The organism is Streptomyces sp. cg35 (assembly GCF_050410835.1).
Lineage (GTDB): Bacteria > Actinomycetota > Actinomycetes > Streptomycetales > Streptomycetaceae > Streptomyces.
In genome coordinates, this window is record NZ_CP191268.1 from 746,138 (window position 1) to 767,444 (window position 21,307).

At 71.9% G+C, this 21,307-nt stretch carries 19 protein-coding genes; 6 read left to right on the plus strand and 13 right to left on the minus strand.

Going from position 1 to position 21,307, the window contains the following annotated elements; translation table 11 throughout:
• Window positions 1-2 precede the first annotated feature (2 nt).
• Window positions 3-584: a TetR/AcrR family transcriptional regulator gene (locus ACQUQD_RS03655; RefSeq protein WP_428950454.1), complete on the plus strand. Its 582-nt coding sequence runs from the start codon at window positions 3-5 to the stop codon at window positions 582-584.
• Window positions 584-1,954: an MFS transporter gene (locus ACQUQD_RS03660; RefSeq protein ID WP_428950455.1), complete on the plus strand. Its 1,371-nt coding sequence runs from the start codon at window positions 584-586 to the stop codon at window positions 1,952-1,954. Before ACQUQD_RS03655 ends, ACQUQD_RS03660 begins: the two co-directional genes overlap by 1 nt.
• 32 nt (window positions 1,955-1,986) lie before the next feature.
• Here ACQUQD_RS03660 and hemC read toward each other — a convergent pair whose 3' ends face one another.
• Entirely contained in the window at window positions 1,987-2,919 is a 933-nt protein-coding gene (gene hemC / locus ACQUQD_RS03665; protein ID WP_428950456.1) for a hydroxymethylbilane synthase, read from the minus strand.
• Window positions 2,920-3,039: 120 nt separating this feature from the next.
• Between hemC and ACQUQD_RS03670 the strand changes: the two genes are divergently transcribed.
• Entirely contained in the window at window positions 3,040-3,639 is a 600-nt protein-coding gene (locus ACQUQD_RS03670) for a hypothetical protein (RefSeq protein WP_428950457.1), read from the plus strand.
• Here the strand turns inward: ACQUQD_RS03670 and ACQUQD_RS03675 are convergent.
• The 4 genes from ACQUQD_RS03675 to ACQUQD_RS03690 form a co-directional block, all read right to left on the minus strand.
• Complete coding sequence (locus ACQUQD_RS03675) at window positions 3,600-3,869, minus strand: hypothetical protein (protein WP_428950458.1); 270 nt, start codon at window positions 3,867-3,869, stop codon at window positions 3,600-3,602. The genes ACQUQD_RS03670 and ACQUQD_RS03675 overlap by 40 nt on opposite strands.
• A gap of 64 nt (window positions 3,870-3,933) precedes the next feature.
• Window positions 3,934-4,686: a PIG-L deacetylase family protein gene (locus ACQUQD_RS03680; protein ID WP_428950459.1), complete on the minus strand. Its 753-nt coding sequence runs from the start codon at window positions 4,684-4,686 to the stop codon at window positions 3,934-3,936.
• Between the two features lie 28 nt (window positions 4,687-4,714).
• Window positions 4,715-6,019: an alpha/beta fold hydrolase gene (locus tag ACQUQD_RS03685; protein WP_428950460.1), complete on the minus strand. Its 1,305-nt coding sequence runs from the start codon at window positions 6,017-6,019 to the stop codon at window positions 4,715-4,717.
• Between the two features lie 128 nt (window positions 6,020-6,147).
• On the minus strand, window positions 6,148-7,176 hold the full coding sequence (locus tag ACQUQD_RS03690; RefSeq protein ID WP_428950461.1) for a LacI family DNA-binding transcriptional regulator: 1,029 nt from the start codon (window positions 7,174-7,176) through the stop codon (window positions 6,148-6,150).
• 308 nt (window positions 7,177-7,484) lie between these two features.
• On the opposite strand from ACQUQD_RS03690, the gene ACQUQD_RS03695 reads away from it, so the two are divergent.
• Entirely contained in the window at window positions 7,485-10,577 is a 3,093-nt protein-coding gene (locus tag ACQUQD_RS03695; protein ID WP_428950462.1) for a family 78 glycoside hydrolase catalytic domain, read from the plus strand.
• 108 nt (window positions 10,578-10,685) lie between these two features.
• Here the strand turns inward: ACQUQD_RS03695 and ACQUQD_RS03700 are convergent, their stop codons facing one another.
• Window positions 10,686-11,468: an MBL fold metallo-hydrolase gene (locus ACQUQD_RS03700; protein ID WP_428950463.1), complete on the minus strand. Its 783-nt coding sequence runs from the start codon at window positions 11,466-11,468 to the stop codon at window positions 10,686-10,688.
• A gap of 38 nt (window positions 11,469-11,506) precedes the next feature.
• Window positions 11,507-12,304, minus strand: a complete 798-nt coding sequence (locus ACQUQD_RS03705) for an alpha/beta hydrolase (RefSeq protein ID WP_428950464.1) — start codon at window positions 12,302-12,304, stop codon at window positions 11,507-11,509.
• A gap of 244 nt (window positions 12,305-12,548) precedes the next feature.
• Here ACQUQD_RS03705 and ACQUQD_RS03710 point away from each other — a divergent pair, with 244 nt between their 5' ends.
• Window positions 12,549-13,580 carry a helix-turn-helix domain-containing protein gene (locus tag ACQUQD_RS03710; protein WP_428950465.1) on the plus strand — a complete coding sequence of 344 codons (1,032 nt, stop codon included), beginning with the start codon at window positions 12,549-12,551 and terminating at the stop codon, window positions 13,578-13,580.
• Here ACQUQD_RS03710 and ACQUQD_RS03715 read toward each other — a convergent pair.
• The 6 genes from ACQUQD_RS03715 to ACQUQD_RS03740 all read right to left on the minus strand — a co-directional run bounded on the left by ACQUQD_RS03715 (window position 13,520) and on the right by ACQUQD_RS03740 (window position 19,736).
• Window positions 13,520-14,545 (minus strand): LacI family DNA-binding transcriptional regulator, encoded by a 1,026-nt coding sequence (locus ACQUQD_RS03715; protein ID WP_428950466.1) that lies wholly within the window; start codon window positions 14,543-14,545, stop codon window positions 13,520-13,522. The two genes, ACQUQD_RS03710 and ACQUQD_RS03715, sit on opposite strands and share 61 nt — an antisense overlap.
• Window positions 14,538-14,867 (minus strand): L-rhamnose mutarotase, encoded by a 330-nt coding sequence (locus ACQUQD_RS03720; protein ID WP_428950467.1) that lies wholly within the window; start codon window positions 14,865-14,867, stop codon window positions 14,538-14,540. Before ACQUQD_RS03720 ends, ACQUQD_RS03715 begins: the two co-directional genes overlap by 8 nt.
• Before the next feature lie 25 nt (window positions 14,868-14,892).
• Window positions 14,893-15,984, minus strand: a complete 1,092-nt coding sequence (rhaS, locus tag ACQUQD_RS03725) for a rhamnose ABC transporter substrate-binding protein (RefSeq protein ID WP_428950468.1) — start codon at window positions 15,982-15,984, stop codon at window positions 14,893-14,895.
• Between the two features lie 57 nt (window positions 15,985-16,041).
• Complete coding sequence (locus tag ACQUQD_RS03730; protein WP_428950469.1) at window positions 16,042-17,067, minus strand: ABC transporter permease; 1,026 nt, start codon at window positions 17,065-17,067, stop codon at window positions 16,042-16,044.
• The gene (locus ACQUQD_RS03735; RefSeq protein ID WP_428950470.1) at window positions 17,060-18,115 is read right to left on the minus strand and encodes an ABC transporter permease; all 1,056 of its coding nucleotides are present in this window, start codon (window positions 18,113-18,115) and stop codon (window positions 17,060-17,062) included. Before ACQUQD_RS03735 ends, ACQUQD_RS03730 begins: the two co-directional genes overlap by 8 nt.
• Before the next feature lie 109 nt (window positions 18,116-18,224).
• Complete coding sequence (locus tag ACQUQD_RS03740) at window positions 18,225-19,736, minus strand: sugar ABC transporter ATP-binding protein (protein WP_428950471.1); 1,512 nt, start codon at window positions 19,734-19,736, stop codon at window positions 18,225-18,227.
• Between the two features lie 363 nt (window positions 19,737-20,099).
• On the opposite strand from ACQUQD_RS03740, the gene rhaI reads away from it, so the two are divergent.
• On the plus strand, window positions 20,100-21,266 hold the full coding sequence (rhaI, locus tag ACQUQD_RS03745) for an L-rhamnose isomerase (RefSeq protein WP_428950472.1): 1,167 nt from the start codon (window positions 20,100-20,102) through the stop codon (window positions 21,264-21,266).
• Window positions 21,267-21,307: the final 41 nt, after the last annotated feature.

Here is a 21,307-nt window from a genome sequence, read left to right on the forward strand (position 1 = left end):
CTATGCAGACGGAGAACGACGGCGGCACCCTTCGGGACCGCCTCATCGAGACGGGTGTCGCCCTCGTCGACGCGAAGGGAGCGGCGGCCCTGTCGCTCAGGGAGATCGCCCGCGGGGCGGGGGTCTCGCACGGGGCGCCCCGCCGCTACTTCCCCACCCACCTGGAGCTGCTGTCGGCGATCGCCCGCCGCGGCTTCACGGATCTGGGGGCGCGGGCGAAGGAGGCCGTCCACGCCAGCGAGGAGAGCCCGCGCGCACGGCTGGCCGCCCTGTCCCGCGTGTATCTGGACTTCGCGGCGGACCATCGCGGCATGTACGAGTTGATGTTCCGTCACGATGTGCTGGAAAGCGGCACGTTGGGCCTGCGGGAGACGAGTCTGCCGCTCTTCGGGATGCTCGTGGAGCTGGTCGGGTCGGCCCGCCCTGATGTCGAACCGACCGTCGTGGCGGGCGCGTTGTGGGCGAATCTGCACGGCGTCGCGCAGCTGTGGGGCTGGGGAAGTCTGCAACTCGCCGTCGGCGCCGCCGACATCGAGCCGCTCCTCGCCTCGGTCCTCGACGCGCATCTGGGCCCGGTGGCCTGATGGGTGTGCTGTCGCACCGCCGCGTCACCCTGGCCGGCAGCGTCGTCGGCGCCGTCCTCGTCGCGCTCGACGGCACCGTGCTGACCATCGCCCGGCCCGCGCTCCAGCGCGACCTGGACGCGTCGCTGGCCGAGGCCCAGTGGACCGGCACGGCCTATCTCATCGCGGTGGCGAGCCTGCTGGTCTTCGCGGGGCGCCTCGGCGACCGGTACGGGCACCGGCGGCTCTTCGCCCTCGGCATGCTCGGCTTCGCGGCCACGTCGGCGGGGATCGGGTTCGCGCCCGGCATCGGCTGGGTGATCGCCCTGCGCGTCGCGCAGGGCGTGTGCGGCGCCCTGCTGCAACCGGCGACGCTCGGCATGCTGCGGGCGGCGTACCCTCCGGACCGACTCGGCATGCCGATCGCGCTGCGCACGAGCGCGATCGGCGTCGCGGCGGCCGCCGGACCCCTGGTCGGCGGCGCGCTGACGGCACATCTCGGCTGGCGCTCGGTGTTCTTCCTGGGGGTGCTGCCCGCGGTGGCGATCGCCCTGCTCGTGCTGCTCGTACGGGATCCGGAGCCCTCTGCGGCGCCGGGTCCCGTGGGCCTGGACCCGGGCGGTGTGCTGCTGCTCGGCACGGCCCTCGCCTGCCTGGTCACCGCGCTGGTCGAGCTGCCCGGCGCCGGCTGGTCGACACTCACGGTCCTCGCCGTGGCCGGCGCCGTGACGGCGACCGCGGCACTCGTCCGGCACGAACGCCGCACGGCGAGCCCGCTGCTGGCGCCGTCCGTCGTGGCCTCACCGGTCGTCGTCGCCGCGCTCGGGATCCTGCTGGCCGCGTCGGCGGCGCTGTTCGGCTCGCTGTTCGTGGCGTCGTACTTCCTGCAGGACGTCCTCGGGCTCGACGCGCTCGGCACGGCGTTGCGCATGCTGCCCGCCGCGCTGTGCATGATCCTCGCGGCGCCGCTGAGCGCGGTGCTGCTGCGCCGGTACGGGGCGCGGGCGACGACGGGCGCGGGCATGGCCCTCCTGGCGCTCGGCGTCTTCGGCTTCGGCAGGCTCGACGCCACGGCCACGGCACCGGCGATCGGGGCCTGCGCGTTCGCGATGGGCACGGGCTTCGGCACGGTGATGGTCAGCGCCACGGAGGTGCTCGTCCGCCGGGCGGCCGCGGCCGACGCCGGGGTGGCGGGCGGCCTCCAGCAGACGGCGATGAACATCGGCCCGACCCTCGGCACGGCCCTGTCCACGACCCTGCTCATGTCCGGCAGGGACCTCACCGCGTCGATGGGGCCGACGCTGACCGCCCTGGCTCTCGTGACCTGCGTCGGCGCGGCGGCGGCAGGACGGCTGCCCCGGCGGATGCGGGAGACCGCGCAGGTGGCCTGACCGTCCCGTCGGTGCGGATGCCGTCGCTCCCGTCAGTGCGGAATGCCGTCGATCAGCTCGCGTGCGCCCTGCCGCAGCAGCGCCACCGCCACGGACATGCCCAGGGTGGCGGGGTCCAACGGCCCCGCCCACTCCTGGGCGTTCAGCACCCGCTTCCCGTCGGGCGTGAACACACAGGCCCGCAGCGACAGGTCACCGCCGCGCTCGGCCCGCGCGTACCCGGCGACCGGCGAGTTGCAGTGTCCCTGCAGTACGTGCAGGAACATGCGCTCGGCGGTCGCCTCGCGCCAGGTGTCCCGGTGTCCGAGCCCGCTCACGGTGTCGAGGGTCGCCTCGTCGTCGGCGCGGCACTGCAGCGCCAGGATGCCCGCCCCGATGGGCGGGCACATCAGCTCCGGTGACAGCACGTCGGTCATCAGGTCCGGGCGCCCGATCCGTTCGAGCCCCGACACCGCGAGCAGCAGGACGTCCGCGTCCCCCGCCGCGAGCTTCTCCAGCCTCCGGTTGGCGTTGCCGCGCATCGGAACGCAGGTCAGATGCGGGTGCGTGGCGGCCAGTTGGGCCACCCTGCGCACGGACGACGTCCCGACCCGGGTGCCTTCGGGCAGTTCGTCGAGGGTCCGCCCCGCAGGGTCGATCAGCGCGTCACGGACGTCGTCGCGCTTCAAGTACGCCCCGAACGTGCACCCTTCGGGCAGCGGCCGGTCCGCCGGGACGTCCTTGAGGCAGTGCACGGCCAGATCGGCCCGCCCGTCGAGCAGCGCCTGGTCGACCTCTTTGGTGAAGGCGCCCTTCCCGCCGAGCGCGGCGAGGTCGCCCATCCACTTGTCGCCGCTGGTGGTGACGGGGACGACCTCGGTGCGCACATCGGGGTGGATCACGGCGAGTTCGGCGCGGACGCGCTCCACCTGGGCGAGCGCCATCGGTGAGGAACGGGAGACGATACGGATCAGCTCGGCAGCCATCCGCACACGATAGTGCCCCGCGCGCCCGCGGGTTGACCGCTTCGAACGGCGCCGCGCGCCTCATCCGGTGGTGCGAAAACAGGATCGCGAGGCGAGGCCGCACGCTGACAGTCTGCCCCCATGGACGCTACGGATACGGACGGTACGGCAGCGGAAGTACTCCTCATCGGGGGACGGGCCGGGGTCGGCAAGACCACCGTGGGATGGGAGGTCTCGGCGCTGCTGCGTGCCGCGGCCGTCCCTCATACGGTCGTCGACGGCGACTTCATGGGCCAGGTGCACCCGGCGCCGGAGGACGACCCGCACCGTGCGGGGATCACCGAACGCAATCTCACGGCGGTCTGGGCGAACTTCGCCGCGCTCGGCCACCGCCGTCTCGTCTACACGAACACGGCGAGCGTGCTGCCCGAGGCGACCGGCATGTTCGAGCGCGCGATGGGGGCGCGGGTCCGGATCACCCGGATCCTGCTCACCGCGTCCGACGCCACCGCCCACGAGCGGCTGACCGGCCGGGAACTCGGCTCCGAGCTGGCGACGGAGCTGGCGGCGAGCGCCCGCAAGGCACGGATCCTGGACGGGCGGGCCGCCGCGGGCACGATCCGGGTGACGACGGACGGGCGGTCCGTCGGTGCCATCGCGGGCGAGGTGGTGACCGCCACCGGCTGGCTCGCGGGCCTTCGTCAATCGGTGGGCGAGCCCAGCGGACAGGCCCGGGAGTGATGCCAGTACCGGCGGGTCAGCGCACTGTCCTCGTCGTCGCCGGCCGGCGCCCCGCACATGCACCGGCCGCGGCGGGGATCGATGAGGTCGGCGGCGTCACGATGACCGGCCTCCCGCAGCTGCACGGCGAGTTGGTGGGCGTAGTCCTCCACGAGCTGCGCGGCCGACGCGGCGGTGTGGCCGGCGTCGCCGCGGCGCAGCTCCTGGATCAGCTTGCTGCGAGCCATCATGCGTCCGGCTCTCCGTTCCTCTTCCCGATGTCCCCGGCTCTCCCGCCCATGTGTCCGACCGCGCCTAGCGGCTGAACACCTCGAACGGCACGGCGGGCGTTCCGCCGAACCGCTCGGCCACGGACTCCACGTTCTGCGTCAGGAACGTACGGCAGTACGTCTCCGGGTCCTCGCTCGTCAACACCTCGATATAGGTGCGGTGTTCGAGCAGGGAGCGGACGGCGCGTTCGAGGCCGGGCGTCGCGTCGACGGCGTGGGTCGGCTCGGCGGATCCCGCGACGGCCACCCATCGCACCCCGTTCCACGGCTGAAGGCCCTGTTCGGTCAGCTCCGGGAAGATCCACCGGTTGCCCGCGTCGGCCGCGGCGTCGAGGGTGGCGCGGCCGACGGCGACGTGGTCGGGGGTGTTCCAGTGGACGCCGCCCCAGGTGTCGCGGTGGTTGAGGGTGATGACGAGTTCCGGGCGGTGGCGGCGGATCGCGGCGGCGATGTCCCGGCGCAGTGCCGGGCCGTACTCGACGACCCCGTCCCGGTGGTCGAGGAACTCGACGGTGTCGACGCCGACGACGGCGGCGCTGGCCCGCTGCTCCTGTTCGCGCAGCGGGCCGCACGTCGCCGGTTCGAGGGTGTCGATACCGGCCTCGCCCCGGGTGGCGAGGACGTACGTGACCTCGCGGCCCCCGTCCGTCCAGGCGGCGACGGCCGCGGCGCAGCCGTACTCCAGGTCGTCGGGGTGGGCGACGACCGCGAGGGCCCGCGTCCAGTCGTCCGGCATCGGCTGCAACGGTGCCTGGCTGTTCGGTTCAGTCACGCTCATGTCCGGCAGCCTATGTGTCCGGGCCGGGTCACACCTCGCCGCGCACCGTCGCCAGCAGCCGGTCGAGCACCCGCGGCCCGCCCGCCCGCAGTCCGTCGTGCTCGAACTCGTTCGTCACCCAGGGGCGCAGTCCGCGGATCGCGCCGGCCGTGCGCAGGGCGTGGTCCGTGTCGACGTACATGTCGTCGTGGTAGACGGCGGCGGCCACCGGCACCTCGTTCGCCGCGAGCCGGGTCGTGTCGTACAAGGGCGTCCAGTCCGTGCGCGCGGCCAGGTCGTGCGCCGCGTCCCGCAGGGGCCGCAGCGCCGGGTCGCTCTCGAACTGCCACGGGTGGATCGACTCACCGGTGAACATGAGGGCCGCACCGGACGCGAGGGCCTTGTCGCCGTCGAACTGGGGGAACTCGGCGCGCACGCGCTCGGCCGCCCAGTCCGTGGCGCGGCCGCCCTGCGCGTAGATCGCCTCGTGCAGCACCGCGTACAGCGGGTGGCCCGCGTACGACAGTGCCGAGGCCACCTGCTCCTGGAACGCGTCCGCGAGCTCGCGGCCCGCGGGGGTGCGCACGAACGCGTCCTCCAGCAGGTAGTGCAGGCGGTCGCTGCCGTCGGAGCCGCCGAGCCAGATGCCGAGCGACTGGAACGCCTCCAGCGTCAGCCGGTAGCCGCCGGGCAGGACGGGCTCGTGTTCCTGGACGTACGCGGCGATCTCCCGTGCCCGCTCGACGTCCATCGGGTAGCGGGCGTAGTGCGCGCGGACCTTGCGTTCGATGCGTGGGTACGCGGCCCGGTACACGTCGTCGGCGTGGCCGTCCAGCGTGGGCAGTCCGCCCGTGATGAGCGCCGCCTCCAGGCCGTGCGGTGCGGACGACAGGTAGTGGGTGGCGCAGAAGCCGCCGAAGCTCTGTCCGAGCACGGTCCAGGGCGCGCCGCCCGTGACCTCGTGGCGGATGAGCTCGCAGTCGCGGACGATCGCGTCGGCACGGAAGTGGGTCAGGTAGTCGGCCTGGGCGCGGGCGTCGCCGCGCAGCGGGAGGGTCTGCCGGTTGGCGGGGGCGGACGCGCCGGTGCCGCGCTGGTCGAGGAGGAGGACGCGGTAGTCCTGGAGGGCGCGGCCGAGCCAGGCCTGCTTGCCGGCGAACCGGTTGGCGCCGAAGCCGGGACCGCCCTGGAGGTAGACCAGCCAGGGCAGTTCGGCGTCCTCGCGGCCCGCGGCGACGGCCTCGCGCGCGTACACCTCGATCCGCTCGCCGTCCGGGGCGTCGTGGTCCAGCGGGACGGAGAAACGGCGGTCGGTGAGGACGACCCCGGCCTGTCGGTATCGCGCGGCGCTCAATTCGACTCCTGTGCGAACGTGCTGATGTGCGGGCGTGCTGCTGCGCTGGTGTGCGCATGGCGTGCGGGCGGCCCCGGATTCCGGACGCCGGGTCCGCCGCCCAGTTCAGCACACGGCAGCGGCCGAGGTCAGCGCGGGCCCAGGCTGGAGCCACGGACGACGAGCTCGGGCTGGAGCACCACGCGGCGGTGCTCGTGCACGGTGTCCGGGTGGTCGGCGGCGGCGATCTCCTCCAGGAGCAGATCGGCGGCGAGCGCGCCCATGGTGACGGCGGGCTGGCGCACGGAGGTGAGCGGTACCGCGGCGGCCGCCGCGAACTCGATGTCGTCGTAGCCGACGATCGCGACGTCCTCCGGGACCCGTACCCCCGCCGCGTACATGGACTGCAGGACGCCGAGGGCGAGCAGGTCGTTCGCGCAGAAGACGGCAGTGGGGCGGTCTGCGAGACCGAGCAGGCGGGCACCGGCGTCGCGCCCGGCGGCCACGTCGAGGCGCTCGGTGGGCAGTTCGTGCAGGGCGGATGCGGGCAGCCCGGCCTCTTCCAGGGCGCGCAGCGCGCCCTGGCGGCGGTCCTTGACCTGGTTCAGGGCGGGCGGGCCGCTGACGTAGGCGATGCGGCGGTGTCCGGCGTCGACGAGATGGCGCACGGCGAGAGCGCCGCCGTTGACGTCGTCGACGGAGACCGAGCACTCGGTGGCGCCCTCCGCGACCCGGTCGACGAGCACGAACGGGATGTCGTGCCGCCGGAATCCCTCGACGGTACGGCCCGTCGCCTCGGCCGGGGTCAGCAGGACGCCGCGCACCCGCTGCTCCGCGAAGAGCGAGAGGTACTCGGCCTCCTCGGATGCGCTCTGCGCGCTGTTGCACACCATGACGCCGAGCCCGGCGTCGCGGGCGGCGCGCTCGGCGCCGCGTGCCACGTCCACGAAGAACGGGTTGCCCATGTCGAGGACGAGCAGGCCCATGATGCGGCTGCGGCCCGCGCGCAGTTGGCGGGCGGACTCGCTGCGGACGTAGCCGAGGCGGTCGATGGCCGCGAGGACGCGGGCCCGGGTCTCGTCGGCGACGGTCTCGGGCCGGTTGATCACGTTCGAGACCGTGCCCACGGACACCCCGGCGACGCGCGCGACGTCCTTGATCCCCACGGACTGTGCCATCGGGCGTGGACCTCCAGGTGAGCGGGTGCGGCAGGGGGAGTGTACGTGGGCCGGCCCGGTCGTTGTCCGGCCGCGGACGGCGCCGCAACCGCCCCGTTCCGGTTGAATCGTTTCGCACCTTACCGTCGGCGACTCCGCACAGGGAGACGGCGCCGGTGAATCACTTCCATACAGGCGCTTCATGCACACCTCTTGCCACGGGTCACAGCTGCACGTAGGTTCCTCCACCCCATATTGAATCGTTTGAAATCGTTCAACCGATCCTGACCAGGGGCGAGCACCTTCACCGCCGAAGGGAAACCTGACAGATGAGCAGCGACATCCGCCGCAGGACCGTCCTCGCCGCGACCGCGGGCGCCGTGCCCGTCGTGGCCGCCGCCGGCACGTTCGCCGGTGCGGCCCCCGCCCAGGCGGCTCCCGCCGCGCAGACCGACGGCGGCGCCGTGACCGGTCTGACCGTGGAGCACCGTGTCCAGCCGCTCGGCACGGACGCCGCCCGCCCCCGCTTCGGCTGGCGCCTCGGCTCGCAGCAGCGCGGCCTCACGCAGGGCGCGTACCGGATCCAGGTCGCGTCCTCGCCCGCGCGGCTCGCCTCTTCACGGCCCGACGTCTGGGACAGCGGCCGGGTGACCTCGTCCGACTCGGTCGCCGTGCTCTACGACGGGCCCCGGCTGAAGCCGTCCACGCGGTACTTCTGGGCCGTCACCGTCTGGGACGCCCAGCGTCGCAAGGTCGGCACCGCGCCCGCCGCGTCCTTCGAGACGGGCCTGCTCGGCTCCGACGGCGTCACCGGCTGGGACGGCGCGCAGTGGATCGGCATGAAGGGCAAGGCGCCGAACTCGGCGGGCGCGCCCATGCTCCGCTGCGAGACGGCGCTGCGGAAGGGCAAGGTCAGTGAGGCCCGCCTGTACGTGACCGCCCTCGGCGTCTACGAGGCGTACGTGAACGGCGAGCGCGTCACCGTCCCCCAGGACGGCGGCCGCACGGCCGAGCTGCTCGCCCCGGGCTGGACCAACTACGACATGACCGTGAACTACCTGACGTACGACGTCTCGGACCTGGTCGCGAGCGGCCGGCCGGTGACGCTCGCGGCGGTGCTGGGCAACGGCTGGTACAACGCGCGGGTCTCCGAGGGCAGTACGTACTACTCCAAGGACGGCAACCCGCTCGCGCTGAAGGCCAAGCTCCTGATCCGCTACGCCGACGGCAGCACGCAGTCGGTCGTCACGAAGCCCGGTGACGGGTGGAAGGCCACCGACAAGGGTCCCTACCGCGCCGACGACATCTACGACGGCCAGACGTACGACGCCCGCCAGGAGCTCGACGGCTGGGCGGCGAACGGCTTCGACACCGCCGGCTGGGCGGAGGTCGAGCAGGTCGGCTACGCGGCGAAGTTCCCCGACGCCAAGCTCACCGCGTACCCCGGCGAGTCGGCCCGGCTGATGGCGAAGTGGGACCGGCGCCCGCAGTCCCTCACGGTCTACGACGAGGTCACGGGCGAGTCGTCGAGCGCCAACGGCAAGGGCCGTATCGTGCCCGACCCGGCGCGCTCCACCGCGGGCACCCCGGGGGCCGTCGCGCTGCGCACCGGCGACACGGCCGTCTACGACCTCGGCCAGAACATGGTCGGCGTCCCCCGCTACACGCTGACCGGCCCGGCGGGCGCCGAAGTCGTCGTGAAGTTCGCCGAGATGCTCAATGACGACAGCAAGGGCGCGGACGGCCCGGTGGGTTCCCCGTACCGGGCCAACCTGCGCAGCGCCAAGGCCACGAGCACGTACGTCCTCAAGGGCGCGAAGGACGGCGAGACCCATCAGGACTCGCTCACGTTCTACGGCTTCCGCTATGTGTCGGTGGAGGTGACGACGCCGGACACCGAGGTCACCGTGTCCGGTGTCACGGGCAAGGTCGCCACGTCGGCGGTCCGGGACATCGGCAGTGTCAGCACGGACGACGACAAGGTCAACCAGCTGATCAGCAACGTGCGGTGGGGTCAGCGCGGCAATTACCTGTGGGTGCCCACCGACTGCCCGCAGCGCGACGAGCGGCTCGGCTGGACCGGTGACACCCAGGTCTTCTCCAACACCGGGCTCTACAACGCGGACGCGGTCGCGTTCCTCAGCAACTTCGAGGACATCCTCATCGAGTCGCAGAAGATCTACGGGCTGGGCGGCGCCCAGTTCACGGCGGTCGCGCCCGGCAACCGGTACAACGCGGCGTCGCCGTGCAGCGGTTGGGCGGACTGCGGAGTGATCGTGCCGTGGACGGTGTGGCAGATGAGCGGCGACCGGACCATCATCGACCGCAGCTGGGACGCGATGGCCCGCTACATCGACTGGATCCGGGAGCAGGGCGGGGACAGTTACGCCGGACAGGGCGCGATCTTCGCCGACTGGCTGGCGCCGCAGAACACCGGCACCCAGCTGATGAGCGACGCGTACTACGCCTACAGCGTCCGTCTGATGGCCCAGATGGCGCGGGCCACCGGGCGCGCCGCGGAGGCCAAGACGTACGACGGGCTCTTCACCAACATCCGGCGCGCGTTCATGGCCAAGTACGTGGAGACGGACGGCGACAAGATCACCGTACGGTCGAGCCTCGGCGGCAAGCCGTCCATGGGCGGCGACCCCGAGGACAACAGTCAGTCGGCACTGCTGTGGGTGCTCAAGCTCGGCTTCTACGACACGCAGGCCCAACGCCGGTCGCTGGTGGGCCTGTTGGCGGACAACATCGGCAACGACGCGGCGTACAAGGCCGCCCACCCCGACAGTGCCCGTGTGCAGTACGCCGAGAACACCCTGTCCGTGGGCTTCCTCGGCGTGAACGTCCTCGCGCCGGTGCTGACCGACGAGGGCCGCGCCGACCTCGCGTACAAGCTGCTCCACCAGAACGCCATGCCGTCGTGGCTGTACTCGGTCGACAACGGCGCGACGACGGTGTGGGAGCGCTGGAACTCGTACTCGAAGGAGGACGGTTTCGGCCCCGTCGAGATGAACTCCTTCAACCACTACTCGTACGGCGCGATCGCGGAGTGGATGTACGCGTACATGGCGGGCATCGCCCGGGACCCGGAGCACCCCGGGTTCCAGCGTTTCGTCCTGCGGCCCCATCTGGACCCGACCGGCGGCATCACCCGGGTGACGGGCCGGCACGAGTCCCCGTACGGCGAGATCACCAGCGCGTGGTCGCTGGCGAAGGACGGGACGCTGACGTACGAGGCGGTCGTCCCCGCGAACAGCGAGGCGACGCTGAGCCTGCCCGCGGTGTCGGCGTCCGCCGTGCGTGAGGGACGGACACCGCTGGCCTCGGTGGACGGGGTGCGCTATGTCGGCTTCGAGGACGGGACGGCCACGTACCGGCTGCCGGCCGGACGGTACCGGTTGACCAGTACGGTGCGCTGACCCGCGGCGGAGCACCAGGTGAGGGGCCGGACGGGCGACGTTCGGCCCCTCACGCGCAGCCGCCCGGCATGCGCACTCGGCGGACGAGAGCGCGCCGCCGTCAGACCGTCACCTCCTCGGCCGAGCCGGGCGGCAGCCAGACGACCTGTGCCCGTACGTCGGCGGGTGCCTTCGCCACGCGCCGGTCACCGCGCTGCGCCCTTCCCGGAAGTGCGACCACCCTTCGTAATGCACGGGCATTACGGTGCGCGGCCGCAGTTCCCGGCACAGCTCCACGGCCCGGGCCGCCGTCAGCGTGTAACGGACCGGCCCGGTCTGCGGGAAGCGCACCCCGCCCAGGTGCAGCAGCGCGGTGCCCACGTCCTGGCGGCGGGCCAGCTCGCGCACGCCGCCGTACAGGACGGTGTCGCCGGAGATCCACAGCGTGCCGTGCCGCTGACCCTCCCAGCGCAGGGCGAAACCGGTGACGTCGCCGACGAGCGCGCGGGACAGCGGGGGGCCGTGCCGGGCGGGGGTGGCGGTGACCTCCACAGTGACCCGGTCCGGGGACGTCAGCCGCCGTGTCGTCCACGGCGCGAGACCGCGGGAGGTGCCGCCGAGGCGGCGAGCCCCGGACGGCGTCGTGAGCACGGTGCCGACCGTGGCCAGCAGGGCGCGGCCCGCCGTGCCGAGATTGTCGGCGTGCTGATCATGCGTGAGCAGCACAGCGTCCAGCGGCGGGAGTTCGGCGGCCCGCAGGGCGGGGCCCGCGGTCTTGCGGGAGGAGGTTCCCCAGCGGAACGGGTAGCGGCGGCCGGGCGGATCGAACGTCGGATCCGTCAGCAGCCGCCAGCCGGCCGCCTCGATCAGTGTGGTCGGACCGCCGATGTGGGTGACGCGGACCACGGTCATGCGCGGGCTCCTTCCCGATGCCCCGGGGCGGTCTGCTTCTACCGGGCGTGCGCGAGGGCCCAGTCGAGGGCGTGGTCGGCGACCTCCTCCCAGCCGGGGGCGGCGGGCAGCAGATGCGGCATGCCCGGGAACTCCTTCACCTCGGTGACCGAACTCGACTTGTAGTGACGGGCGTTGGACTGCTGCACCTTGGGCGGCATGAGATGGTCCTCGCCGCCGGAGACGAAGAGCAGCGGCGGCCGGGCGTCGTTGTGGTAGTCGACGTACGTGCTCTGGTGGCCGGGGCGGAGCGTGGCCAGGGCGCTGTCCCAGAAGATGGCGCCGGACGCGGGGATCGCGTACCGCTCGTACAGGAGCTTCGACTCCTGCTCGGAGAAGGTGTTGGTGAAGGCGTAGTGCCACTGCTCGGCGGTCAGCGCGACCGACCGGTGCCGGTTGGCGGGGTTGCGCAGCACGGGGAACGCGGCCTTGATCTGGCTCAGCGGCAGCACCGCGACGCCCTTCGTGGGGGCGGAGCAGATCGCCACCCCCGCCGCGCCGAGCCCCCGGTCGAGCAGCAGCTGCACGAACACGCCGCCGGCGGAGTGGCCGATCAGGACGGGCGGCTCGTCCAGGCCGCGCACCAGCGTCTCCAGCTTCTCGACGATCTGCTCGACGGTGACCTTCTCGATCGGCGCGGGGTCGGTGTTGAGCGCCTCGACCTCCGCTTCGAAGCCCGGATAGGCGGGGGCGAGGACCCGGTAGCCCCGCTTCTTGTAGTGCTCGGCCCACTGCTCCCAGCTGCGGGGCGTGACCCAGAAGCCGTGGATGAGGACGACGGTGTCAGGAGCGCTCATGGCGGGGTCCCTTCCTGGGGCTCGGTGGCGCGCCGGTGGAGGGGAGCATGACATGGGCCCGGGAGGCCCGATTGACCCTGCGCGCCACGGTCTGGCCCCTGTGTGCCGGAGCCTTTACGCGGCCCGGCCGACAGGAGCGCGTGTCCGCTACACGCAGCTTTGTCGAACATGCCCGCCCTGGCGGACACTGCCCTTCGAGGGGAGCGGCGGTGAGGGGACCGCCGCCACTGCCGTGGGGGGCTCCGTGCTCGTTCTCGACACCGACGACCTCGCCCCGGCGGACCGGTACGAGGCGCTGCGTTCCGTGGTGGCCCGGGAGGGCGGTGTCTCCACGGTCGAGGAGAGGGAACCGGCTGCCAGGATGCGCAAGCGGCTGGAGGTCTGGCACTTCGGGCCGCTCACCCTGTTCGACACGTACGGCACAGCGGTGCGCTTCGCGCGGCCGGTGCGCACGGCTCGTCGCGAACTGATGGACAACGTCTCGGTCATGACCCAGGCCGAGGGGTTCGGCACGGCCGCCTTCGGCTGCGACGGATTCCAACGACGTCTGGCGGGAGGGGGCGTGGGGCTGACACCGCACATGGTCGCCTCGCACGAGTACGCCTGGTCGGGCATCGGCCGGTCCGTGGCCTTCTCCGTCGGCCTGGCGCATCTGGGCCTGCCGGTGGACACCGTGCGGGCCGCGGTCCCGCTGCTGCAGCACAGCCCCGTCGAGTCGATGCTCCTGCACCAGATCCGCGAGCTGCGCAGACACGCGGACCGGCTGAGTGACGATCCCGCGGCGGACGCGCTCGCCGCCGCCACCGTGCATCTGACGCGGGCCCTGATCGTGTCGGTCGCCGGCCGGGACCGTCTGCGCCGGGCCGTCGCCGAGGAGACGCTGTTCACCCGGATCCTGGCGTATGTACGGGCACACCTGCGCGAGCCCGACCTCGCGCCGCAGCGCATCGCCTGGGCGCACGGCATCTCCGTGCGCACCCTCTACCGGCTGTGCGAGCAGGAGGGGCTGAGTCTGGAGAGCTGGATCATCCAGCGCAGACTGGAGGGTGCGCGGGCCGACCTGGCCTCCCCCGGCCAGGCTCATCGCACGATCGGCGCCATCGCCCGCTCCTGGGGTTTCGTCCACCCCGCCCATTTCACCCGCCGGTTCCACCGGGCCTACGGCAGTACGCCGAGTCAGTGGCGGCACGGTTCGGCGAAGCGGGCGGGGGCCGCTCAGCCCAGCGCCCTGCTCGATCCCCGTACCACCAGCTCCGGCCGCAGCACGACGTGTTGATGCCGGTGCTCGGCGGCGCGCTCCCCCGTCTCCTGGAGGAGCAGTTCCGCCGCGATGGCTCCCAGGGTCAGGGCGGGCTGCCGGACCGAGGTGAGCGGGACCGTGGCCGCCGCGGCGAACTCGATGTCGTCGTAGCCCACGATGGACATGTCGTCGGGGACCTTGACCCCGGCCGCGTACAGGGCCTGCAGGACGCCGAGGGCGAGCAGGTCGTTGGCGCAGAAGACGGCCGTGGGGCGCTGTGCGAGGCCGAGGAGGCGGGCGCCCGCGTCGCGGCCCGCGGCCACGTCGAGCCGCTCGGTGGGCAGTTCCCGCAGCAGGTCCTCGGACAGGCCCGCCTCGGCGAGTGCCTTGAGGGCGCCCTCGCGGCGGTCCTGCACCTGTCTGAGGTGCGCCGGGCCGCTGACGAAGGCGAGGGCGCGGTGTCCTCCGGCGACGAGGTGGCGGACGGCCAGCGCGCCGCCCGACACGTCGTCGACGGAGACCGAGCAGCCTTCCTCGTCGCCTGCGACGCGGTCCACGACGACGTACGGAATGCCGTGCCGGCGGAAGTCGCGCAGCGTCGCGCCGCTCGGGTCGGCCGGGGTGATCAGGGCGCCGCGCACCCGCTGTTCGGCGAAGAGCGAGAGGTACTCGGCCTCCTCGGACGGGTTCTGCGCGCTGTTGCAGACCATGACGCCGAGCCCGGCGTCGCGGGCGGCCCGCTCGGCGCCGCGCGCGACGTCCACGAAGAACGGGTTGCCCATGTCGAGGACGAGCAGCGCCATGATGCGGCTGTGCCCGGCGCGCAACTGGCGGGCGTACTCGCTGCGTACGTAGCCGAGGCGGGCGATGACCTGCTGGACGTGGCGCCGGGTCGGTTCGGAGACGCGGTGGGGCTGGTTGAGGACGTTGGAGACGGTGCCCACGGAGACTCCGGCTGCGTGGGCCACGTCCTTGATGCCGACCGTCGCGCGCTCACGCAAGGTGGAAGACCTCGGTGAGCGGGCGCATCGCGGCGTCCGGGGCCTGCCCGGCCAACTCCTCGAAGAAGTCGGCCATATGGGCCTGCCAGCGGGCGTTGACGTCGGTGGCGTCCATGGCGGCGCGCGCGGCGTCGAAGTCCTCCGTCTCCAGGTAGCCGACGAGCAGGCCGTCCTCGCGCAGGAAGAGCGAGTAGTTGTGCCAGCCGCTCGCGGTCAGGGCCTCCCGCATCTCGCGCCACACGTCCTGGTGGCGCGCGCGGTACTCGTCGATGCGGTCGGCTCTGACCTTCAGCAGGAAACAGACGCGCTGCGGGTCCGTCATGTCGCCTCTCCCGTCTCCTCGCGGATCAGAACTGGAACTGGTCGATGTTCGACTTGTCGAAGACGGTCGGCTTGCCGAGGGAGACGACGCCGTCCTTGCCGATGGTGAACTCGCCCATGTCGCCGGCCTTGTACTTCTCGCCCTCCTTGCCGGTGATCTGGCCGGACTCCAGGGCGACGGCGGTGTGCGCGGCGAGCGCGCCCAGCTTGGCCGGGTCCCACAGCTCGAACGCCTCGACGGTGCCGTTCTTGACGTAGGCGCGCATGTCGTTCGGGGTGCCGAGGCCGGTGAGCTTGACCTTGCCCTTGTACTTCGAGCCCGACAGGTACTGGGCGGCGGCCTTGATGCCGACGGTGGTCGGGGAGATGATCCCCTTGAGCTTCGGGTGCTCCTGGAGGAGGCCCTGGGTCTGCTGGAACGACTTCTGGGCGTCGTCGTCCCCGTAGGCGGTCGTGACGAGCTTGATGTCCTTGTACTCGGGCTTCTTCAGCTCGTCCTTCATGTAGTCGATCCAGGTGTTCTGGTTGGTGGCCGTCTGGGCCGCCGAGAGGATCGCGATCTCGCCCTTGTTGCCGATCTGCTTGGCCATCTGCTGCACCTGGGTGCGGCCGAGGTCCTCGGCGCTGGCCTGCGAGACGAAGACATTGCGGCAGTCGGCCTTGGTGTCGGAGTCGTACGTGACGATGCTGACGCCGTTCTTCATGGCCTGCTTCAGGGCGGTGCACAGGGCGCCCGGGTCCTGCGCGGACACGGCGATGGCGTCGGCCTGCTGCTGGGTGAGGGTGTTGACGTAGGAGACCTGACCGGAGGTGTCGGTACCGCTGCTGGTGCCGACCTCCTTGTACGTCGAACCGAGCTCCTGGAGCGCCTTCTTGCCGCCGTTGTCGGAGGTGGTGAAGTACGGGTTGTTGACCTGCTTGGGCAGGAAGGCGACCGTGAGGCCCTTCTTGGTGGCCGCGTTCGGGTCGGCCTTGCCCGCGGCGTTGGACTTGGCCGCTTCCTTGTTGGCGTCGTCCTTGGTGGTGCCGCCGCAGGCGGTGGCGCCGATGACGAGGGCGGTGGTGACGGCGAGCGCGGCGGTGAGTCGGCGGGTTCTGGCGGTGACGGTCCGGGACATGGCGGTTCCTTCGGTGGTGGGCTGTGCGGGACGGTGCGGGGATCTGGGGGCGCGCGCTCAGGAGGCGGCGGGTGCCGGTGGTGGTGCGGCCGTGTCGGGGGTGCGGCGGCGGGCCCTGGTCTGCGCGATCTGGCGGCCGACGCGGGGCGCGAGCACGGAGATGACCAGGAGGACGCCGGTGACGACGATCTGGGACTGGGCGGAGACGTTCAGCAGGCTCATCACGTTCTGCAGCGAGCCGAGCAGGAAGACGCCCGCGACGGCGCCACCGAGGGTGCCCTTGCCGCCGTCGAAGTCGATGCCGCCGAGCAGGACGGCCGCGATGACGGACAGTTCGAGGCCGGTGGCGTTGTCGTAGCGGGCGCTGGCGTAGTGCAGGGCCCAGAACACGCCGGTGAGCGCGGACAGCAGGCCGGTCGTGACGAACATGGACAGCTTGAGCCGCTTGACGCGGACGCCGGAGAACCGGGCGGCCTCCTCGCTGGCGCCGATCGCGAAGAGCGAGCGGCCGACGCGGGTGGCGTGCAGGACGACGACGGCGATGGCGAGCAGCACGAGGAACGGCAGCGCCGCGTACGGCAGGAACGTGTCGCCGAACCGGCCGGCGCCGAAGTCCAGGTACTGCGCGGGGAAGTCGGTGACCGAGTCGGAGCCGAGCACGATCTGGGCGATGCCCCGGTAGGCGGCCATGGTGCCGATGGTGACGGCGAGGGACGGCAGGCCGAGGCGGGTCACGAGCAGCCCGTTGACCAGGCCGCAGACGAGGCCGAGCACCAGGCACAGCGGGATGATCGTCTCGATGGTCATGCCCTGGTTCCACAGGGCGCCCATGACGGCTCCGGACAGGCCGGCCGTGGAGCCCACGGACAGGTCGACCTCGCCGGAGACGACCAGCATCGTCATCGGCAGGGCGATCAGGGCGATGGGCAGGGTGTTGCCGATCAGGAACGAGATGTTGAGCGCGTTGCCGAAGTTGTCGACGAACGAGAACGAGCAGAGCAGCAGCACGATCAGCAGGGCACCGACGGCGGTGTCCCAGCGCACGGCGCCGCCGAGGCGTGACGTCTTCTTGAGATCAGGCATGGCGGGCGCTCCTCATCTGTGCGGCCTGCTTGCGCAGGACTGCGGCGACCCGCAGGGCCAGGATCCGGTCGACGGCGATGGCGAGCAGCAGCAGGATGCCGTTGATGGCGGTGACCCAGACGGAGCTGACGCCGATCGCCGGCAGGACGCTGTTGATGGACGTCAGCAGCAGAGCGCCGAGGGCCGCGCCGTAGACGGTGCCGGAGCCGCCGGTGAAGGCGACGCCGCCGACCACGACGGCGCTGACGACGGTGAGTTCGTAGCCGTTGCCGGTGGCGGAGTCGACGTTGCCGAAGCGGGCGAGGTAGAGGGCGCCCGCGAGTCCGGCGAGCGCGCCGCACAGGACGTACGCGGTCATGATGCGCTTGCGGACGGGCACGCCCGCGAGGGTGGCGGCCTCGGGGCTGGAGCCGAGCGCGTACATGTCGCGGCCGCTGCGGTAGCTGCGCAGGTAGTAGCCGACGCAGAGGAGTACGGCGACGGCGAGGAGCGCCAGGTAGGGCACGATCCAGATGCCGTCGTGGCCGAAGTCGACGAAGGGGTCCGGCAGGTCGGCGGCGACGATCTGCTTCGATCCGACCCAGATGGAGTCGATGCCGCGCACCACGTACAGGGTGCCGAGCGTGACGACGAGGGCGGGGACCTTGCCGAGGCTGACGAGCGCGCCGTTCAGGACGCCGAACAGGGCGCCGATCGCGACGGCGTAGACCACGGCGACCAGTGAACTGCCGCCGCCCTGGAGGTAGTCGCCCGCGGCGAAGGCGGAGATGCCGAGTACGGAGCCGACGGACAGGTCGACGTTGCGGGTGATGACGACGACGGCCTGGCCGGTGGCGACGAGGACCAGGATGGTGGCGTTCAGGAGGAGGTCCTTGACGCCCTGCTCGGACAGGAACTCCGTGTTGGACAGCTCGGTCGCGAGGAGCATCAGGACGAGCACACCGGCCACGGCGAGTTCGCGGGCCTTGAACACCTTGTCGATGAGCCGCCGTCCGGCGGTGGCTTCCGGTGCGGCGTCTTCCCGCACGGATGGGGCGGTAACGGTCATGATCCAGCCACCTCAAGGGACCTCAGGGGCGCGGGGACTTGCGCGAGCAACCACACACGGCGTGCGGCCGCCGACGAACGAGCGACAATCAACGGCGAAAGGGCGATCATCAGGCGCCCCTCCCCGTGGCCGCGGCCATCACGGACTCCTCGTTCGCGGCGGAGCGGCTCAGCTCCGCCGTGAGCCGTCCCTCGTGCATGACGAGCACCCGGTCGGCCATGCCGAGGATCTCGGGCAGGTCGGACGAGATCATCAGGACGGCGACGCCCTCGGCGGCGAGCGACGACAGCAGCCGGTGCACCTCGGCCTTGGTGCCGACGTCGATGCCGCGCGTCGGCTCGTCGACGATGAGGACCTGCGGCCCGGTGGCGAGCCACTTGGCGAGGACGACCTTCTGCTGGTTGCCGCCGGACAGGGTGCCGACGACGTCGGCGAGGCGCGCGTACTTCACCTGGAGCTTGACGGACCAGTCCAGGGAGCGGCTGCGCTCGGCCCTGCGGTTCATCAGGCCGGCCCGGCTGGTGTCGGCGAAGCCGGTGAGGCCGATGTTGCGCTCGATGGACATGTCCATCACCAGGCCCTGGGCGCGCCGGTCCTCGGGGACGAGGGCGAGGCCCGCGTGCATGGCGAGGCTCGGGGCGCCGGGCTTGAGCTTCGTGCCGAGCACCTCGACCTCGCCGCCGTCGAACCGGTCGACGCCGAACACGGCGCGGGCGACCTCGCTGCGGCCGGCCCCCACCAGACCGGCCAGGCCCACGATCTCGCCGCGCCGCACCTCGAAGGAGACGTCGGTGAAGACGCCCTCGCGGGTCAGCCGGCGCACGCTCAGGGCCACGTCACCGATCTCGGTGTCCTGCTTGGGGTAGAGCTCGTCGAGGTCGCGGCCGACCATCCGGCGCACCAGGTCGTCCTCGGTCAGGCCGTCGAGCGGTTCGCTGGCGACCCAGCCGCCGTCGCGCAGGGTGGTGACGCGCTGGCACAGCCCGAAGATCTCCTCGAGGCGGTGCGAGATGAACAGCACGGCCGCGCCCTGTTCGCGCAGCGTGCGGACGACGCCGAACAGGCGGGCCACCTCGCTGCCGGTGAGCGCGGCGGTCGGCTCGTCCATGATCAGCACACGGGCGTCGAAGGAGAGGGCCTTGGCGATCTCGACGAGCTGCTGGTCGGCGATGGACAGGCCGCGGGCCGGCTGGTCCGGGTCGAGCTCGACGCCGAGCCGGGCGAACAGGTCGGCCGTGGCCTGCTTGACGGCGCGGTGGTCGACGCGGCCGAGCGAGCGGCGCGGCTGGCGCCCCATGAAGATGTTCTCGGCGATCGACAGGTCGGGGAAGAGCGTGGGCTCCTGGTAGATGACGGCGACGCCGGCGTCCCGGGCGTCGGCGGGGCCGTGGAACTCCACCGGCGCGCCGTCGAGCAGGACCGTGCCGGTGTCGGGACGGTGCACCCCGGCGAGGGCCTTGATCAGGGTCGACTTCCCTGCGCCGTTCTCACCGGCGAGGGCGTGCGCCTCTCCGGCGTACAGGCGCAGGCTGACGCCGCGCAGGGCGCGCACGGCACCGAAGGACTTGCTCACCCCCTCCAGCGCGAGGACCGGAGTGGTCTCCGGTTCAGGATGCGTCATTGCATGTCTCCGTGAGTGTGCAGGGGTGGACGGACCGTGCCGAGCGCACGAGAGCCACTGAGGGCGCCGGGCGGATCACCGGCGTGAAATGTTTCAGTGAAGTTGCCCGGAAGCTAGCTCCGTCCCTCCGGAGAGGTCAAGGGGCCGGAGTGAACCCGAATCACCGGGCTGCGCCGAATCGCCCGCTTCGCCCGCCCCCGGCATCGCGTGAACTGCGAGGAAAAAGCGGGGAAGACCGCACGCGGCGAGGTAACAGCACGATTGCGTAACGCACTTGACCTCGTGCCGGACCCCTTGACGGCCGGATCGCCCGGGGCTAACTTCCCCAGCGAAGTGAATCGATTCACGCACTCAGAGGTGAACATGCCTGACATCGCTGCCGTGAAGGCCGCACTCGCCGATCAGCGGATCGAGACGCCGTCCTGGGGCTACGGCAACTCCGGCACCCGGTTCAAGGTGTTCGCCCAGGCCGGCGTGCCGCGCACCCCCCAGGAGAAGCTCGACGACGCCGCCAAGGTGCACGAGTTCACCGGCATCGCCCCCAAGGTGGCGCTGCACATCCCGTGGGACACCGTCGACGACTACGCCGCCCTCGCCGCCTACGCGAAGGAGCGCGGCCTCGAACTCGGCACGGTCAACTCCAACACCTTCCAGGACGACGACTACAAGCTGGGCAGCGTCTGCCACCCGGACCCGAAGGTGCGGCGCAAGGCCGTCGGCCACCTCCTGGAGTGCGTCGACATCATGGACGCCGCCGGGTCGAAGGACCTGAAGCTGTGGCTCGCCGACGGCACCAACTACCCGGGCCAGGACGACATCGTGGCCCGCCAGGACCGGCTGGCCGAGTCCCTCGCGGCGGTGTACGAGCGGCTCGCCGACGACCAGCGGCTGCTCCTGGAGTACAAGCTGTTCGAGCCGGCCTTCTACACGACGGACGTGCCGGACTGGGGCACGTCGTACCTCCAGTGCCTGAAGTTGGGCGAGCGGGCGCAGGTCGTGGTGGACACCGGGCACCACGCGCCCGGCACCAACATCGAGTTCATCGTGGCGCTGCTGCTGCGCGAGGGGAGGCTCGGCGGCTTCGACTTCAACTCCCGCTTCTACGCCGACGACGACCTGATGGTGGGATCCGCGGACCCCTTCCAGCTGTTCCGCATCCTGCACGAGGTCGCCAAGAACGGCGGCTTCGACGCGGCGACGAACGTGGCGTTCATGCTCGACCAGTGCCACAACATCGAGGCGAAGATCCCGGCGGTCATCCGCTCCGTGACGAACGTGCAGGAGGCCACGGCCAAGGCGCTCCTCGTCGACCGCGACGCCCTGGCCGCCGCGCAGCGCGAGGGCGACGTCCTCACCGCCAACGCGGTCCTCATGGACGCCTACAACACCGACGTGCGTCCGCTGCTGCGCGAACTGCGCGAGGAGCAGGGCCTGGCCCCTGACCCCGTCGCCGCCTACCACGCGTCCGGGTGGCAGGAGCGGATCGTGGCCGAGCGGGTGGGCGGCGAGCAGGCCGGCTGGGGGGCGTGACCGCAGTCCCTCCCGCAGTCGACACCCGCTCACCGAACTCG

Excerpts from the sequence above, each read along its gene's own strand:
- ACQUQD_RS03655 (WP_428950454.1), top strand. The coding sequence starts at position 3 with ATGCAGACGGAGAACGACGGCGGCACCCTTCGGGACCGCCTCATCGAG.
- ACQUQD_RS03660 (WP_428950455.1), top strand. The coding sequence starts at position 584 with ATGGGTGTGCTGTCGCACCGCCGCGTCACCCTGGCCGGCAGCGTCGTC.
- hemC (WP_428950456.1), bottom strand. The coding sequence starts at position 2,919 with ATGGCTGCCGAGCTGATCCGTATCGTCTCCCGTTCCTCACCGATGGCG.
- ACQUQD_RS03670 (WP_428950457.1), top strand. The coding sequence starts at position 3,040 with ATGGACGCTACGGATACGGACGGTACGGCAGCGGAAGTACTCCTCATC.
- ACQUQD_RS03675 (WP_428950458.1), bottom strand. The coding sequence starts at position 3,869 with ATGATGGCTCGCAGCAAGCTGATCCAGGAGCTGCGCCGCGGCGACGCC.
- ACQUQD_RS03680 (WP_428950459.1), bottom strand. The coding sequence starts at position 4,686 with ATGAGCGTGACTGAACCGAACAGCCAGGCACCGTTGCAGCCGATGCCG.
- ACQUQD_RS03690 (WP_428950461.1), bottom strand. The coding sequence starts at position 7,176 with ATGGCACAGTCCGTGGGGATCAAGGACGTCGCGCGCGTCGCCGGGGTG.
- ACQUQD_RS03695 (WP_428950462.1), top strand. The coding sequence starts at position 7,485 with ATGAGCAGCGACATCCGCCGCAGGACCGTCCTCGCCGCGACCGCGGGC.
- ACQUQD_RS03700 (WP_428950463.1), bottom strand. The coding sequence starts at position 11,468 with ATGACCGTGGTCCGCGTCACCCACATCGGCGGTCCGACCACACTGATC.
- ACQUQD_RS03705 (WP_428950464.1), bottom strand. The coding sequence starts at position 12,304 with ATGAGCGCTCCTGACACCGTCGTCCTCATCCACGGCTTCTGGGTCACG.
- ACQUQD_RS03720 (WP_428950467.1), bottom strand. The coding sequence starts at position 14,867 with ATGACGGACCCGCAGCGCGTCTGTTTCCTGCTGAAGGTCAGAGCCGAC.
- rhaS (WP_428950468.1), bottom strand. The coding sequence starts at position 15,984 with ATGTCCCGGACCGTCACCGCCAGAACCCGCCGACTCACCGCCGCGCTC.
- ACQUQD_RS03730 (WP_428950469.1), bottom strand. The coding sequence starts at position 17,067 with ATGCCTGATCTCAAGAAGACGTCACGCCTCGGCGGCGCCGTGCGCTGG.
- ACQUQD_RS03735 (WP_428950470.1), bottom strand. The coding sequence starts at position 18,115 with ATGACCGTTACCGCCCCATCCGTGCGGGAAGACGCCGCACCGGAAGCC.
- ACQUQD_RS03740 (WP_428950471.1), bottom strand. The coding sequence starts at position 19,736 with ATGACGCATCCTGAACCGGAGACCACTCCGGTCCTCGCGCTGGAGGGG.
- rhaI (WP_428950472.1), top strand. The coding sequence starts at position 20,100 with ATGCCTGACATCGCTGCCGTGAAGGCCGCACTCGCCGATCAGCGGATC.